The following is a 14,739-nucleotide window of genomic DNA, read 5'->3' on the forward strand; positions in this document are numbered from 1 at the left end:
GATCTTCTAATGCCATTAATGCTGATCCTCTTATTATTGGAGTATCATCTCCTGGGAAATCATATTCTGTTAATAAATCTCTTACTTCCATTTCTACTAGTTCTAATAACTCTTCGTCATCTACCATATCACATTTGTTTAAGAATACTACTATATATGGTACTCCAACTTGTCTTGATAATAGTATATGCTCTCTTGTTTGTGGCATTGGTCCATCTGTTGCTGAACAAACTAATATTGCTCCGTCCATTTGTGCTGCTCCTGTTATCATGTTCTTAACGTAGTCAGCATGTCCTGGGCAGTCAACGTGTGCGTAGTGTCTGTTTGGAGTTTCATACTCAACGTGTGCTGTTGATATTGTGATTCCTCTTTCTCTTTCTTCTGGAGCTTTATCTATGTTTGCGAAATCTACTGCTTCTCCTAGTTGATATCTGTCATATAATGTTTTTGTTATCGCTGCTGTTAATGTAGTTTTACCGTGGTCAACGTGTCCTATTGTCCCTATATTAACATGAGGTTTTGTTCTTTCGTATTTAGCTTTAGCCATTTTGAATTTCCTCCCTTATCTTTCGATATAAATTAATTTTGCTCACAATAAGCTTATGGTAAGTATTTTACTATTAATCATTTCTGTTTTCAAGATGTTTTTCTAATTTTCTCTTAACCCTTTGTAAAGCGTTATCTATTGACTTTACATCTCTTTTAAGTTTGTCCGCTATGAACTGGTATGACTTTCCATTCAAATACAATTCTAGGACTTCCAATTCCAAGTCGCTTAATAATTCGTTCATCTTTGATTCTATATTTTTTAATTTTTCTTTACTAATTATAAGTTCTTCTGGATCTGTTACTATACTTGTAGCTATTATATCTAAAAGTGTTCTGTCTGACTCTTCATCATATATTGGTTTATTCAAAGAAACATATGAATTTAAAGGTATATGTTTTTGTCTTGTTGCAGTTTTTATAGCAGTTATTATTTGTCTTGTTATACATATCTCTGCAAAACATTTAAATGAATTTGTCTTACTTCCATCAAAATCTCTAACTGCCTTATAAAGGCCTATCATTCCTTCTTGTATTATATCTTCTTTATCTGCTCCAATTAAAAAATATGACTTTGCTTTTGCCTTTACAAAATTTCTGTATTTGGTAATAATATACTCTAGTGCTATCTTATCCCCTTCACTTGCTCTTAATACAATGTTATACTCATCTTGCTGACAATTGTCTATTAACTCATAACTTTTTTCTTTTGCTACCAACATGTAAATCTCCCCCATATATAAAACAAATTTATAGGTATATTATAGTCTAAAGAACCTAGTAATTTCAACGCTTTCTACGAATGTTCTCAAGTTTCGACAATGTTTCTTCATCTAACCTTTCCTCCAACCAATTTCGCTGAATTTTTTTCCTTAAACCGCTATTTTTTTCCTTCATTTTATTCTTGGAACGATCTAATTCTAACTTTAATTCTCTAGCAGACATTCTCATAGCACCTTTTCCTAAAATCATTTGTTGCTCTGCATAGTCATTAGTAGCTACTTTTACATCATCATATTTTGATAGAGAAGTTATAAATTTTTCTATATAACTATCCGCTGTTTGGTGCTCTCTTGTATAAACTATTGTTATGTGTTTTCTTTTTTCAACTTTTTCTCGGGAATTCTTAACATTATAAGCATCAAAAACTATTATAGTCTTATATCCCATGAACTCAGAAAATTCTATAATATCATCAATAAGTTTTTCTCGAGAATCCTCTAAATCCTCTTTCGCCAGTTCTTTTAAATTATCCCACGCATTTATAATATTATAGCCATCTATTATTAAGTAGTGATTTATGTTTCTTCTCATGCTTATTTACTTTTTATCCAGTCTTTGTCTGAATATTTCATATAAAAGTATACCACCTGCTACAGATGCATTTAAAGATGTAACATTACCTATCATGGGCATTTTTACTATAAAGTCACAGTTTTGTTTAACCAATCTAGATATTCCAAAACCTTCACTTCCAATTACTACACCTAGAGGTCCTGTAAGATTTTGTTTATAAAAAGTTTCTCCATCCATATCAGCAGCTGCAATCCACAGCCCTTCATCTTTCAGTCTTTTTATTGTATTGACTATATTGGTTACCTTACAAACTGGCATATACTCTACAGCTCCAGCAGAAGCTTTTGTAACTACAGGAGTTATGTGCACAGACCTTCTTTTTGGGATAATAACTCCATGTGCTCCTACTGCATCTGCTGTCCTTATTATTGAACCTAAGTTATGTGGGTCTGTTATTTCATCTAGTATAATAAAAAATGGGTCTTCATTTTTACCTTTTACTGAGTCTATTAACTCATCTAATTCATAATACTTATATTCACTTGCATAAGCTATTACACCTTGATGCGAATGACTTGTGCTTACTTCATCTAACTTATGTTTATCAACATATTGTATAATTATATTCTTCTCTTTGGCCATTCCTATTATTTTCTTAATTGAACCTTCTTTAGCTGAGTTTGCAATTAATATTTTGTCTATTTCTCTATCACTCTTTATAGCTTCTATTACAGGATTTCTTCCTTCAATACTTGCCAAACTATTCACCACCTACAAGGATTTAAATTTTTCTCTAACTTGAACTATATCACCACAAGTCATAGTTCCTTCTGGACAACTTCCATTTACACAGCTTGGACCAGTCTTTTTAAATAATATAGGAGCAACTTTTTTAACTTCTCTTAACATTTCTACAGCTAAGTTTCTTATTTCCCATTGTGCTCTTTCACAGCATCTATGTTCAAAGAAATTAAATAAACTTCTAGCGTTTATAGTAAATACCATTTTTGTTTCACATGCATTTGGAAATACATATCTAGCATCCTCTATTGCTTTTTTCTCAGCTTGTCTCTTTGCTGTTTTCTCATTTTTTCCTTCTTTTATTAGTTCATCATAATGCTTATCAAATAATATCTCCACTAATTTGTCATAATCTTCTTGGTCCTTTTTCATTGAGTTAACAAATAACTCTTTTGCTTTTTCTATTTTTTCTATTTCAGGAGGAATTATGTACTCAAATTGGTCTAATTTAACATACCTTTGACTTTGTTGTGAAAAACTAGCTATACGATGTCTAACAATTTGATGCGAACAAGCTCTTGAAATACCTTCTATTGAAAACGTAAAAGATGCATGTTCTAATATTGAACCATGCCCTATATTTAATAACATATTTAAAAATTTTTCTATACTTTCTTCTGTTAAGTCTTTTTCTATTTCGTCTGTCCCAACTGGTGAATAACATAACTTAGCTGCCATAGCTATTACTTTTTCGGGTTCAGGTGTATGTGATATTAATTTTACTTTCATAAATTTTTGTCCTTTCTTATTACTAATTTCTATATATTTATTATACATTAGTTATAAAAAAAGTGTTGCCTTATTAATTATTATTAAGACAACACTCTTTAATATTTACATATCTCTTTCAATAATTTTAATTCCTTTATTGATAATATATTGAAGTCTCTCTATTTCATTATTCAAATACAAATATCCAATTAATGCTTCAAATCCAGTTGCATGTTTATAGTCTATAATATCTGCATTTTTAGGAGAAGTGTTTGATTTTTGATTTCTTCCCCTTTTATAAATTTTACTCTCTTCCTCTGTTAATTCACTTTCGATTTCATGAATTATTGATGCTTGAGCTTTAGCCTTTACATACTTTATGGCTAACTTATGCAAATCATTAACTTTTCGCTGTGTATTTTGTCTAATCAAGTGTTCTCTTATATATGTCTCATACACTGTATCACCTAAATATGCTAAAACTAGTGGTGACATAGTAACTAATTCAGTTTTTTCCATTTTTATACCCTTTTCCACTTAACACCTTGTCTTGTGTCTTCTAGTACAATTCCCATATCTAATAATTGTTGTCTTATATCATCCGCTAATTGGAATTCTTTATTTTTCTTTGCGTCAGTTCTCTTTTGTATTAATTCTTCAATGTCTTTATCTAGCACAGTATCCTTTTTCTTATTTACAATATTCAATACTCCTGTAAGCTCATTAAATTCATCTAAACACTTCTTAGCTAACTCTAAAGAAGAATTTTCGTCTACATTAGAATTTATCAACTTAGCCAATTCAAATATAATACTTACTGCATCTGCTGTATTAACATCATCATCCATAGCATCTATAAATCTTTGTCTAAAGTTATCTAATTCTTTAACAAGCTCTACTTCTTTTTCTGTTAGAGATGATTCTTTTAAATTACTTAATGTAAACTCTAATTTTTCTTTGGTATTATACAATCTTTCAAGACCAGCTTTAGCTTGATTTAACATTTCATCACTAAAGTTTACTGGATTTCTATAATGTGCTGATAACATGAAAAATCTCACTATTTCTAAATCATATAGCTTTGATATATCTCTTACTGTAAAGAAATTCCCTTTTGATTTACTCATTTTTTCATCATTTATATTTATATATCCATTATGCATCCAATATTTTGAGAATGTTTTTCCACTTCTAGCTTCACTTTGTGCTATTTCGTTTTCATGGTGTGGGAATGTTAAATCTTGACCACCTGCATGTATATCAATTGTCTCACCTAAGTATCTCTTAGACATAACAGAACATTCTATATGCCACCCTGGTCTACCTTCTCCCCAAGGACTCTCCCATCCTGGTTCTCCTTCTTTTTTTGCTTTCCAAAGAACAAAATCCATAGGATGTCTTTTTTGGTCATTAACTTCAATTCTAGCTCCAGCCTCTAAGTCTTCTTGTTTTTGGCCTGAAAGTTTTCCATATCCTTCAAATTTATTTGTATCAAAATATACATCGCCATTTACTGCATATGCATATCCTTTATCTTCTAATTCTTTTATAAAATCTATAATTTGTTGTATATTATCTGTAACTTGAGGATGAACAGTAGCTCTCTTAATTCCTAATCCATCACAATCTACAAAATACTCTTTTATGTATTTAGTAGCAACTTCTTCTGGAGATATTCCTTCTTCGTGGCTTCTATTTATAATCTTGTCATCAACATCTGTAAAGTTTTGTACATAAGTTACGTCATATCCTCTATACTCTAAATACCTTCTTAGAGTATCAAATATTATAAATGGTCTTGCATTACCTATGTGGATATAGTTATAAACTGTTGGACCACACACATACATTTTTACCTTTCCTTCTTCTAATGGAACAAATTCTTCTTTTGCTCTAGTTAATGTATTATAAACTTTCACACTCATCACCTCACTGTATTTTTATAAATTATTTTCTTAACATCATATATTATATTATAGTTGAAAATTGCAATAAATAATAGTACTACTATCATTTTTCATACTATCCTTCAAATTACATAATAATACTATCACTATTTTCTATTGTTCCTCTAAAAATATCTTTTTTTGAGAAGAACATTTTTCAAAAGTCTCTTCTGTAATCATTTTTTCGTCTTTTAACTTTTCTAAAATTGTAACATATTCTAAGCATAGCTCCTTTAATTCCTTTTTAACATCATCAATATTACTATACATAGTAATTACCCCCTTAATAATTAAATCAAACTAAAATAATAGATTACCTTCTTCTATGCTTAATATTTTTATTAGTTTATTATTCATATTTTATTTATATTTTTGCTTTGCTTTTTATATATTAAATTTATTGACCTAAATACCTTCATTTTGTTAGCCATATCTTTTCACCAAATACTAACACAAAAAAAGTCCGCATCTAAATTAGCGGACTTTTATGACTATAATATATGATTTTTTACATAAGCTATTCTATTTAAGCAAGTTTCTTTTCCTAAAACTTCCATTACTTTTGGTAAATCTGGGCCATGCATTTGTCCTGTCAAAATTATTCTTGACCCCATAAATAAATTTTTCCCTTTTATTTTATACTCTTTTTGTATCTCTTTAAGCATTGTTTGACCAAACTCAGCATTTAATATTTCTGCTTTTTCTATTTTTTCTTGTAAGGCATCTATTAAAGTAGGTATATGTTCTAATTTTAGGAAGTCACTTCCTTCTTCAGTTTCTATCTCTACATTATCTCCAAAGAATATACTCGCATGCTCAGTAACTTCTTTTACATATTGTAATTTTTCTTTAAGCACTGATATCATACTCTTTAAAAATTCATACTTACTAGTAGCTTCTGCTTCTGTTATAAACCCATCTTCTATTAAAAATGGTATAGCTAAATCTGTTAGGTAAGCATCATCACCGTCTTTTATATAATGTTGATTAACCCAGTTTAATTTTTCAGTATCGAATACCCCTCCACTTTTAGATACTCTTTCAACAGAGAAAGCTTTTTCTAACTCTTCCATTGTAAATAACTCTTGATTATCTTCTGGAGACCAACCAACTAATGCTACATAGTTTACTAATCCTTCTGGTAAATATCCTTTTTTCTTAAAATCTTCAACTGCTACATCACCTTGTCTCTTACTTAATTTTTTCTTTTCTTTATTAAGTATATTTGGTAAATGTACAAATACTGGCGCTTCCCATCCAAATGCTTCATATAAATAAACATGTTTTGGAGTAGATGATACCCACTCTTCTCCTCTTATAACATGTGTAATTTTCATTAGATAATCATCTACCACTACTGCAAAATGATAAGTTGGGAATCCATCTGTTTTCATCAAAACTTGGTCATCTAAATCATTAGTATTGAATTCCATGTCTCCTCTAACTAAATCAGTAAATTTAATTATATGATTTTCTGGTAATTTTAATCTTATAACATATGGTACTCCTGCTTTTATATTAGCTTCTACCTCTTCTTTAGATAAGTTTTTGCAGTGACCATCATATTTAGCAGTTTCTCCTGCTGCCTTTTGAGCATCTCTTACTTCATCCAATCTTTCCTTTGTACAGAAACAATAATAAGCTTTTCCACTATCTAAAAGTTGTTTTATATATTCTTGATATATATCTAATCTTTGAGATTGAATATATGGTCCATATTCTCCTTTTTGTATTACTTTTTCATTATCATCTAATATAACTCCCTCATCATGATTGACGCCAGCCCATTTCATAGCATTAAGCATATTTTCTATAGCACCTTCTACCAATCTACTTTGGTCTGTATCTTCTACTCTTAATATATATTCTCCGCCCATTTTCTTTGCAAATAAATAGTTATATAAAGCAGTCCTTAAACTACCTATATGTACAAATCCTGTTGGACTTGGTGCAAACCTTACTCTTATATTCATTTTTACTTCCTCCTGATATTTTATTCAATATAACTATAATATTAAACTAGTACATTGTTTTGCAAGTTTATTTTTAATCAAACTTAATAATAATATCCTTTTTATTCAAAAATACACATGTTTATTATATCAGAAAATACTAGATTTAATTTCATAAATCTTTCTTTTAATCCATTTATTTTTCCAAAAATTAAAGGTATTATTTATAACTATTCATAAATGCTTCTTGTATATGTTTCTTGCGATTAGAATCGTCTTTAACATCATTTAAAGATAAAGTTTTACTTTTAAAATTTTTAATCTTCTCATTCATATTATTATCACCTATTAAAATTATTATTAATCTTAACAGAATAGTAAAAAATAAAAAACTGGGATGTAAAGTATTAAATACTTTACATCCCAACTAAATTATTTTTACATTTATTTAAATATATGATTCTAGTATGCTTTTGCCATTACTACCATATGCTCTGCTTCTTTTCCACAATATACACACTTGTGACCTAAGTTTTCTTGTTCAAAAGGTAAGCATCTTATAGTTGCTCCTGTTTCTTCCTTAACCTTTGCCTCACATTCAGCATCTCCACACCACATAGTTTTTATGAATCCTGGTTTTTCTTCCAAAGCTGTTCTAAATTCATCCATATTTTCAACTACAGATGTGTTATCTTCTCTATGTTTTCTTGCTCTTTCAAACATATCATTGTGTATAATATCAAATAAATCATATACAGCATCAGCTAATCCTTCTAAAGGCATAGCACTCTTTTCTAGAGTATCTCTTCTAAATATCATAGCTTGATTATTTTCTATATCTTTTGGTCCAATTTCAATTCTTATTGGTACACCTTTCATTTCCCACTCATTAAATTTCCATCCAGTTGTATAGTTATCTCTATCATCAACCTCTACTGTTACTCCTTTAGCTTTTAAATCTGCATATATTTTATCAACAGTTTCCATTACATTGCCTTTTTTAGCAGCTATAGGAACTATAACAACTTGTATTGGAGCTACTCTTGGTGGTAATACTAATCCTCTATTATCACTATGAGTCATTATAAGCCCACCTATAAGTCTTGTAGATGCTCCCCAAGATGTATGATATGGATTAGCTAAGTTGCCTTCTCTATCTGCAAAAGTAATATCAAACGCTTTTGTAAAGTGTTGTCCTAAGAAGTGACTTGTACCTGATTGTAATGCTTTCCCATCATGCATCATAGCTTCTATAGTATATGTTCTCTCACCACCTGCAAATTTTTCACTTTCACTTTTTTGACCAGATACAACTGGCATTGCAAGTAATTCTTCACATAAAGCTTTATATATTTCTAATTGTTGTATTGTTTCTTGTTGTGCTTCTTCTGCTGTTTCATGTAATGTATGACCTTCTTGCCATAAGAATTCAGATGTTCTTAAGAAAGGTCTAGTTGATTTTTCCCATCTAACAACTGAACACCATTGATTATAAAGATATGGTAGCTCTCTATATGATTTTAGCCATTTAGCATACATTGTACATATTATAGTTTCTGAAGTAGGTCTTACACATAATCTTTCTTCTAGTTTTTTATTTCCTCCATGTGTTACCCATGCAACTTCTGGAGCAAACCCCTCAACATGCTCTGCTTCTTTGTTTAATAAACTTTCTGGTATCAATAATGGAAAATAACAGTTTTTATGTCCAGTTTCTTTGAATTTTTTATCCATAAATTCTTGCATTTTTTCCCATAAAGCATATCCATATGGTTTTACAACCATAAATCCTTTTACTGGTGCATAATCAACTAAATCAGTCTTAGTTATAACATCTGTATACCATTGTGGAAAATCATCTTCCATCTTTGTTATTTCTTCAACAAATTGTTTTTCATTTTTTGCCATCTTAATTACCTCCTCATTTATTATGTTTTTATACAAAAACACCCTTTTATCTTTTTATATAGATAAAAGGGCATTTATAAAGTACAACTCTGATTATCTATACAGTAGCTTTCTTTAAATTATTATCCTAACTTAACATTGTTTTTGATAAATTCTGCTTTTACTTTTTCACTTATTTCTTCTATTTTAATTAATTCTTTATCTTCTTCGTATCTAAGTTTAAATTCTACTTTACCTTCATCAATATTTTTACCTACTGTAATTCTCATAGGTATTCCTATTAATTCTGAATCATTGAATTTAACACCAATTCTTTCATCTCTATCGTCTAACAAGACTTCTACACCCATATCTTGTAAATCATTATATATCTTTTCAGCTAATGACATTTGTTCCTCATTTTTCATATTTGCTGGAACTATCACAACATGATATGGAGCTACTGATAAAGGCCAAATTATACCTTTTTCATCATTATGTTGCTCAATTATAGCTGCTGCTGTTCTTTCTACACCTATGCCATAGCATCCCATTATTATAGGTTTTGATTTACCATCTCTATCAATAAAGTTTGCATTCATAGCTTCTGAGTATTTAGTTCCTAACTTAAATATATGTCCTACTTCAACACCTCTAGCTATTTCAAGAGGTTTACCACATACTATACATTTGTCACCTTCTTGAACATTTCTAAAGTCTCCAACTGTGCCCTCAAAATCTCTTCCATAGTTAGCATTTCTTATATGATACTCAGTCTTATTAGCTCCAACAACTATATTTCTTTGCTCAACAATTTCTTTATCTATAAAGACATAATCAGCATTTACTCCTATTGGTCCAGCAAACCCAACCTCTGCATTAGTTACTTTTCTTACAATGTCGTCTGTAGCAAGTGCAAATTCTATAACAGAACCTATTGCATTAGATACTTTAACTTCATTAACCTCTCTATCTCCTCTTACAACAACTACAACTGTTTTCCCATCTGCTTCATATACTAAAGTCTTAGCAAATTTATCTGGAGAAGCATTTAGGAATTCTTCTAATTCTTTTATTGTAGCTGCTCCTGGTGTATGAACTTCTTCTAATTCCTTCATTTCTTCTTTTTCTGATACTGCATTACAAGACTCTGCTCTTTCTACATTGGCTGCATAATCACATCCACTACAGAATACAACTTCATCTTCTCCAACTTCTGATTTAACCATAAATTCAGCTGATGTAGAACCTCCTATAGCTCCTGAATCTGCTTGAACTGGACTGTTATCTAATCCGCATCTATCAAATATACTTACATATGCATCAAACATATCTTGATATGATTTATCTAATCCTGCTTCATCTACATCAAAACTGTATGCATCCTTCATTGTAAAAGTCTTAGTTCTCATAACACCAAATCTTGGTCTTCTCTCATCTCTATACTTAACTTGTATTTGATACAAATTAAGTGGTAATTGTTTATATGAAGTAATCTCTTGTCTTATTATGTCAGTAAAAGCTTCTTCATGTGTTGGCCCAAGGCAGTACTCTCTTTCTGTTCTATCTTTTAACCTAAACATTTCTGCACCCATAGCAGTCCATCTTCCAGATTCTTTCCACAATTCTGATGGAAGTAAAGCCGCACATAGTATTTCTTGACAATCTTTTTTATTTAATTCTTCTCTAATTATTTGCTCAATTTTTTTAAATACCCTTAACCCCATTGGCAATTGATTATAAACCCCTGAAGTCATTTTTTTTATCATTCCTGACCTTACCATTAATTGATGGCTTGTAATTTCAGCATCTGCTGGAATCTCCTTCAATGTTGGCATAAACATTTTAGATATTTTCATTAATAAATTCCTCCTGAATATTGTTTTCCTGAAAATACAAAAAACCTCTCATCTCTATACAAGTATAGAGACGAAAGGTTTGATTTCCGCGGTACCACTCTAGTTAGCTATATAAATAGCTCTCTTTAGGGAATGTAACGGTTCCTACCGTAAAGATTTTTATACCTTTAAGCTAAAAGACAGGTTCAAAGACTTCCTCTTGAAAACTCTCACCTCTGTTTTCTCTCTGTGAAGATTTCATCATTTTACTATTTCTTTATCATAGCTAATTTTATATTTATATTAATTTTACTTAAATTCACATATTATAGATATTCTATATAGGCCTATTATTTGATATCCATTAAACTTATTACTAATAATATATTAATTATTCTGACTTGTCAATAATAATAAACAAATACTTTGTGAAGCTATTCCTTGTTTTGCACCTGTAAAACCAAGACCTTCTTCTGTAGTTGCTTTTATATTTATGTTTTCAATATCTGTATTTAAAACTTTTGCTATATTTTTTCTCATATTCTCAATGTGGGGAGCCATCTTAGGACTTTGAGCAATTATAGTACTATCTATATTTCCAATTTTATACCCTTTACTTGTTATTAGATTATATACATGTTCTAGTAATTTCATACTATCTATTCCCTTATATTTTTTATCTGTATCTGGGAAATGCTTACCTATATCGCCTAAAGCTAGTGCCCCCAAAATAGAATCCATTATTGCATGTATCAATACATCAGCATCAGAATGACCTAGTAAGCCCTTATCATGTGGTATCTCTACTCCACCAATTATAAGTTTTCTTTCTTCTGCCAATTTGTGTACATCATATCCCAATCCTATTCTCATATAATTCTCCTTCTACTATTCACTTCATCTCTTTTTTCCATGTTTAATATTTGTTCTGCTATATTTAAATCTTCTGGACTCGTTATTTTTATATTTTCATAAGAACCCATTACCATCGTAACACTTTGCCCTATATTTTCTACTAGCATTGAGTCATCTGTTCCATAATAGTTAGTCTTATACGCTTGTTCGTAAGCATTTATTATAAGATTATATTCAAAAGTTTGAGGGGTTTGTGCCGCCCACAATAGTCTTCTTTCTGGAGTTTCTTGTACTGTACCATCAGATACTATTTTTATAGTATCACTTACTGGTACACCTACAACTACGGCCTTTTTTTCTTTAGCCATTTTTATAGATTCATTTATTATTCTGTGGTCTACAAAAGGTCTCGCTCCATCATGAATAAGTACTATATCACAATTTTTATCTAGTTTTTTTAATCCATTATATATTGAGTCTTGTCTTTCTTTTCCGCCATATGCTATTTTTATATTTTTAAAGTTATATTTATTTATTATATTTTCCTTAAAAAAATCTTCCTCTTCTTTTTTTATACATACCACAATTTCATCTATATTTATATTTTCGTAAAAAACTTGAATTGTATGCGCTATGATTTCTTTTTCTCTTAATTTTATGAACTGCTTATTTACGTCTAAGTTCATTCTCCTTCCACTTCCTGCCGCAACAATTATAACACTATACATGGTATCACCTCGTATTTTATTTTTACCTATCATTTATTAAAACTTTTAATGTTTTTATATTTTAACCATCTGATTAATTATATATTAAATTTTCAGTTGTATAAATAGGTAATATCCATTTTCTAACCTAAAATATGTGCATCTGTTGCAAATTATATTGATTTTTCAATAACTTCATCTTTTTATTTTACAACTTTGTAACAGTTTGTATATCTATAAAAAATGTTTAAACCTCTAGATTGATATAAAACAAGTTTATCAATCTAGAGGTTTTGTATTAGAATATTAAATTAATTAAATCTATGTAATTCGGATAATTTTCTAAAATATTGTTTTTTATTTCTTGTTTATCAAAATCTACTTCTATCAATTTATCCATATTTACTATACCATCTATACAAGAAATAAAACATTTTGATATTTTCCATTTATTAACATGTAAATTAATTTTCCTTCTATTGTCAATTGGTAAAACTATTTGAAACTTAGGCGTTTTATTATATATCCATTCTGTTTTTTTATATTTATCTTCTACCAGATTGTATACACTTTTGATATCATCATCGTCTAATTCAATTTCTTTTATATTTTTTATATTATTTTTTATATAATCAACACAATAATCTAAAAAATAGTTTATATCTTTTTTGAGTAGAAAATTAATATTTGTAACTTTACTTGAAACAGACTTAGTTGCCTTTGATTCTGTTGATTTATCTGAATTTAAATACTTAGTTAATTTATTTAAATCTGAATCATAAAGAAGAGTTCCATGATAAAGAGAATTTTGCCTTTTTATAGATTGTGCAGAACCAGAAATTTTTTTACCATTTAAAAATAAATCTTTTCTTTCTGTTATAGATACATTTAATCCCAATGATAAAAGCATACTTTGCATAAATTTAGTATGTTCTAAAAAATCGATTTCATGAAGATTCCTATTTTTTTGTATAAATGACATATTGATATTTCCTAAGTCATGATACACAGTACCTCCACCAGATATTCTTCTTAAAATGGGAATTTCACCATTTTCAATAACATCATAATGTATCTCCTGATATGGATTTTGATTTTTTCCTATAAAAATAGATTCTTCATTTCTCCATATGATTATGATATCATCATTATATTTCTCATTTAAAAATAGATACTCTTCTAGAGCTAAATTAAAGTAAGGATTGGTGTTTTTGTTTAATAAGTAATACATAAAAATTCAGACTCCTTTTATATTTTATCTTACTATTTATTTTAAATTAAAATAAGTTTATATAGTATTTAACTTTAAATTATTCTTTCTAAATCATTAAACCTATTATAACATAATACAACTCCTTACTATTACTGAACATCTGTGTTTTTTATTATTCTGAGAGTTTTATTAAATTTACTTATCCTGACCATACACATTAAGAAATACATTTCTAGCCCTTTGAACTTCTTCATCTGGTAATAATACTGGTGTCCCAATTGATTTTGCTAAATAATATACTTTTGCTGCATCTTCTAACATTACAGCTGCGGTAAGTGCATGCTTTACAGATGGACCAACTGCAATTACTCCATGATTTGCCAAAAGACATGCTCTCCTATTACCTATTACATCAATAACACATTTTCCCATCTGATTAGATGTTGGTGGTGAAAATTTTGCAACTGGAACTGAACCTCCTACCTCATTTGCAAGAGTTGTACTTGCACACTCTATAGACTCATTTAAAATTGCAAAGCAACTTGAATATGTAGAGTGTGTATGTATTATACTATTTATATCATCTCTATGTTTATATATATATAAGTGGTCTGGTGAATCTACTGATGCCTTCCATTTACCATCTACAGTATTTCCATCTATGTCTATTAAAACAATATCACTTGGTGTAAGATTTCTATAATCCATTCCACTTGGTGTGATTGCTATATATCCAGTTTCTTCATCTCTTCCACTTACATTTCCTCCTGTCAATGTAACTAAATTATAGTTTAGAAGGTCTAAAGACGCTTGTAATACCTCTTTTCTCAAATTTTCTAATAACATTAGCTAAATCCTCCCATTTATTAGAAACATAGTTCTATATGTTCCTGTTATATATCTTACACAATAAGATTTTATTTCCGCTATTTTGATTGAAAATTCTAAAAAATCTTTATAATATTTAAACTTATCTCTTTATACTAA

General features: G+C 29.3%; 15 protein-coding genes and 1 other annotated feature. All 15 genes read right to left on the minus strand.

Features of this window, described 5'->3' with window-relative positions:
* Positions 1-547 (minus strand): GTP-binding protein (locus IC173_RS17305; protein WP_227855982.1); only part of this gene is annotated, 547 nt, incomplete at its 3' end.
* 73 nt (positions 548-620) lie between these two features.
* The gene (gene sigH, locus IC173_RS17310) at positions 621-1,268 is read right to left on the minus strand and encodes an RNA polymerase sporulation sigma factor SigH (RefSeq protein ID WP_227483631.1); all 648 of its coding nucleotides are present in this window, start codon (positions 1,266-1,268) and stop codon (positions 621-623) included.
* Between the two features lie 64 nt (positions 1,269-1,332).
* A complete protein-coding gene (locus IC173_RS17315; protein ID WP_227437059.1) occupies positions 1,333-1,860 on the minus strand; it encodes an NYN domain-containing protein in 528 nt (175 codons plus the stop codon).
* Positions 1,861-1,866: 6 nt separating this feature from the next.
* A complete protein-coding gene (rlmB, locus tag IC173_RS17320) occupies positions 1,867-2,601 on the minus strand; it encodes a 23S rRNA (guanosine(2251)-2'-O)-methyltransferase RlmB (protein ID WP_227437061.1) in 735 nt (244 codons plus the stop codon).
* A gap of 12 nt (positions 2,602-2,613) precedes the next feature.
* Positions 2,614-3,372 (minus strand): FAD-dependent thymidylate synthase, encoded by a 759-nt coding sequence (thyX, locus tag IC173_RS17325; RefSeq protein WP_227483630.1) that lies wholly within the window; start codon positions 3,370-3,372, stop codon positions 2,614-2,616.
* A 105-nt stretch (positions 3,373-3,477) separates the two neighbouring features.
* A complete protein-coding gene (locus IC173_RS17330; RefSeq protein ID WP_227437065.1) occupies positions 3,478-3,873 on the minus strand; it encodes a Mini-ribonuclease 3 in 396 nt (131 codons plus the stop codon).
* Between the two features lie 2 nt (positions 3,874-3,875).
* Positions 3,876-5,273, minus strand: a complete 1,398-nt coding sequence (cysS, locus tag IC173_RS17335) for a cysteine--tRNA ligase (protein WP_227483629.1) — start codon at positions 5,271-5,273, stop codon at positions 3,876-3,878.
* Positions 5,274-5,414: 141 nt separating this feature from the next.
* Positions 5,415-5,570, minus strand: a complete 156-nt coding sequence (locus IC173_RS17340; RefSeq protein WP_003421202.1) for a hypothetical protein — start codon at positions 5,568-5,570, stop codon at positions 5,415-5,417.
* Between the two features lie 221 nt (positions 5,571-5,791).
* Complete coding sequence (gltX, locus tag IC173_RS17345; RefSeq protein WP_227437069.1) at positions 5,792-7,273, minus strand: glutamate--tRNA ligase; 1,482 nt, start codon at positions 7,271-7,273, stop codon at positions 5,792-5,794.
* Positions 7,274-7,714: 441 nt separating this feature from the next.
* Positions 7,715-9,160, minus strand: coding sequence for a proline--tRNA ligase (proS, locus tag IC173_RS17350; RefSeq protein ID WP_227831906.1), 1,446 nt, complete (start codon positions 9,158-9,160; stop codon positions 7,715-7,717).
* A gap of 122 nt (positions 9,161-9,282) precedes the next feature.
* Complete coding sequence (locus IC173_RS17355) at positions 9,283-10,998, minus strand: proline--tRNA ligase (RefSeq protein WP_227855983.1); 1,716 nt, start codon at positions 10,996-10,998, stop codon at positions 9,283-9,285.
* Between the two features lie 63 nt (positions 10,999-11,061).
* Positions 11,062-11,270, minus strand: a binding site (T-box leader).
* Between the two features lie 94 nt (positions 11,271-11,364).
* Entirely contained in the window at positions 11,365-11,850 is a 486-nt protein-coding gene (ispF, locus tag IC173_RS17360) for a 2-C-methyl-D-erythritol 2,4-cyclodiphosphate synthase (RefSeq protein ID WP_227437075.1), read from the minus strand.
* Positions 11,847-12,560, minus strand: a complete 714-nt coding sequence (gene ispD / locus IC173_RS17365; protein WP_227437077.1) for a 2-C-methyl-D-erythritol 4-phosphate cytidylyltransferase — start codon at positions 12,558-12,560, stop codon at positions 11,847-11,849. Before ispD ends, ispF begins: the two co-directional genes overlap by 4 nt.
* 277 nt (positions 12,561-12,837) lie before the next feature.
* Complete coding sequence (locus IC173_RS17370) at positions 12,838-13,770, minus strand: biotin/lipoate A/B protein ligase family protein (protein ID WP_227437079.1); 933 nt, start codon at positions 13,768-13,770, stop codon at positions 12,838-12,840.
* Between the two features lie 177 nt (positions 13,771-13,947).
* Positions 13,948-14,598 carry a class II aldolase/adducin family protein gene (locus IC173_RS17375; protein ID WP_227834975.1) on the minus strand — a complete coding sequence of 217 codons (651 nt, stop codon included), beginning with the start codon at positions 14,596-14,598 and terminating at the stop codon, positions 13,948-13,950.
* Between the last annotated feature and the right edge of the window lie 141 nt (positions 14,599-14,739).

Source organism: Clostridioides sp. ES-S-0048-02, from assembly GCF_020658495.1.
Classification (GTDB): domain Bacteria; phylum Bacillota; class Clostridia; order Peptostreptococcales; family Peptostreptococcaceae; genus Clostridioides.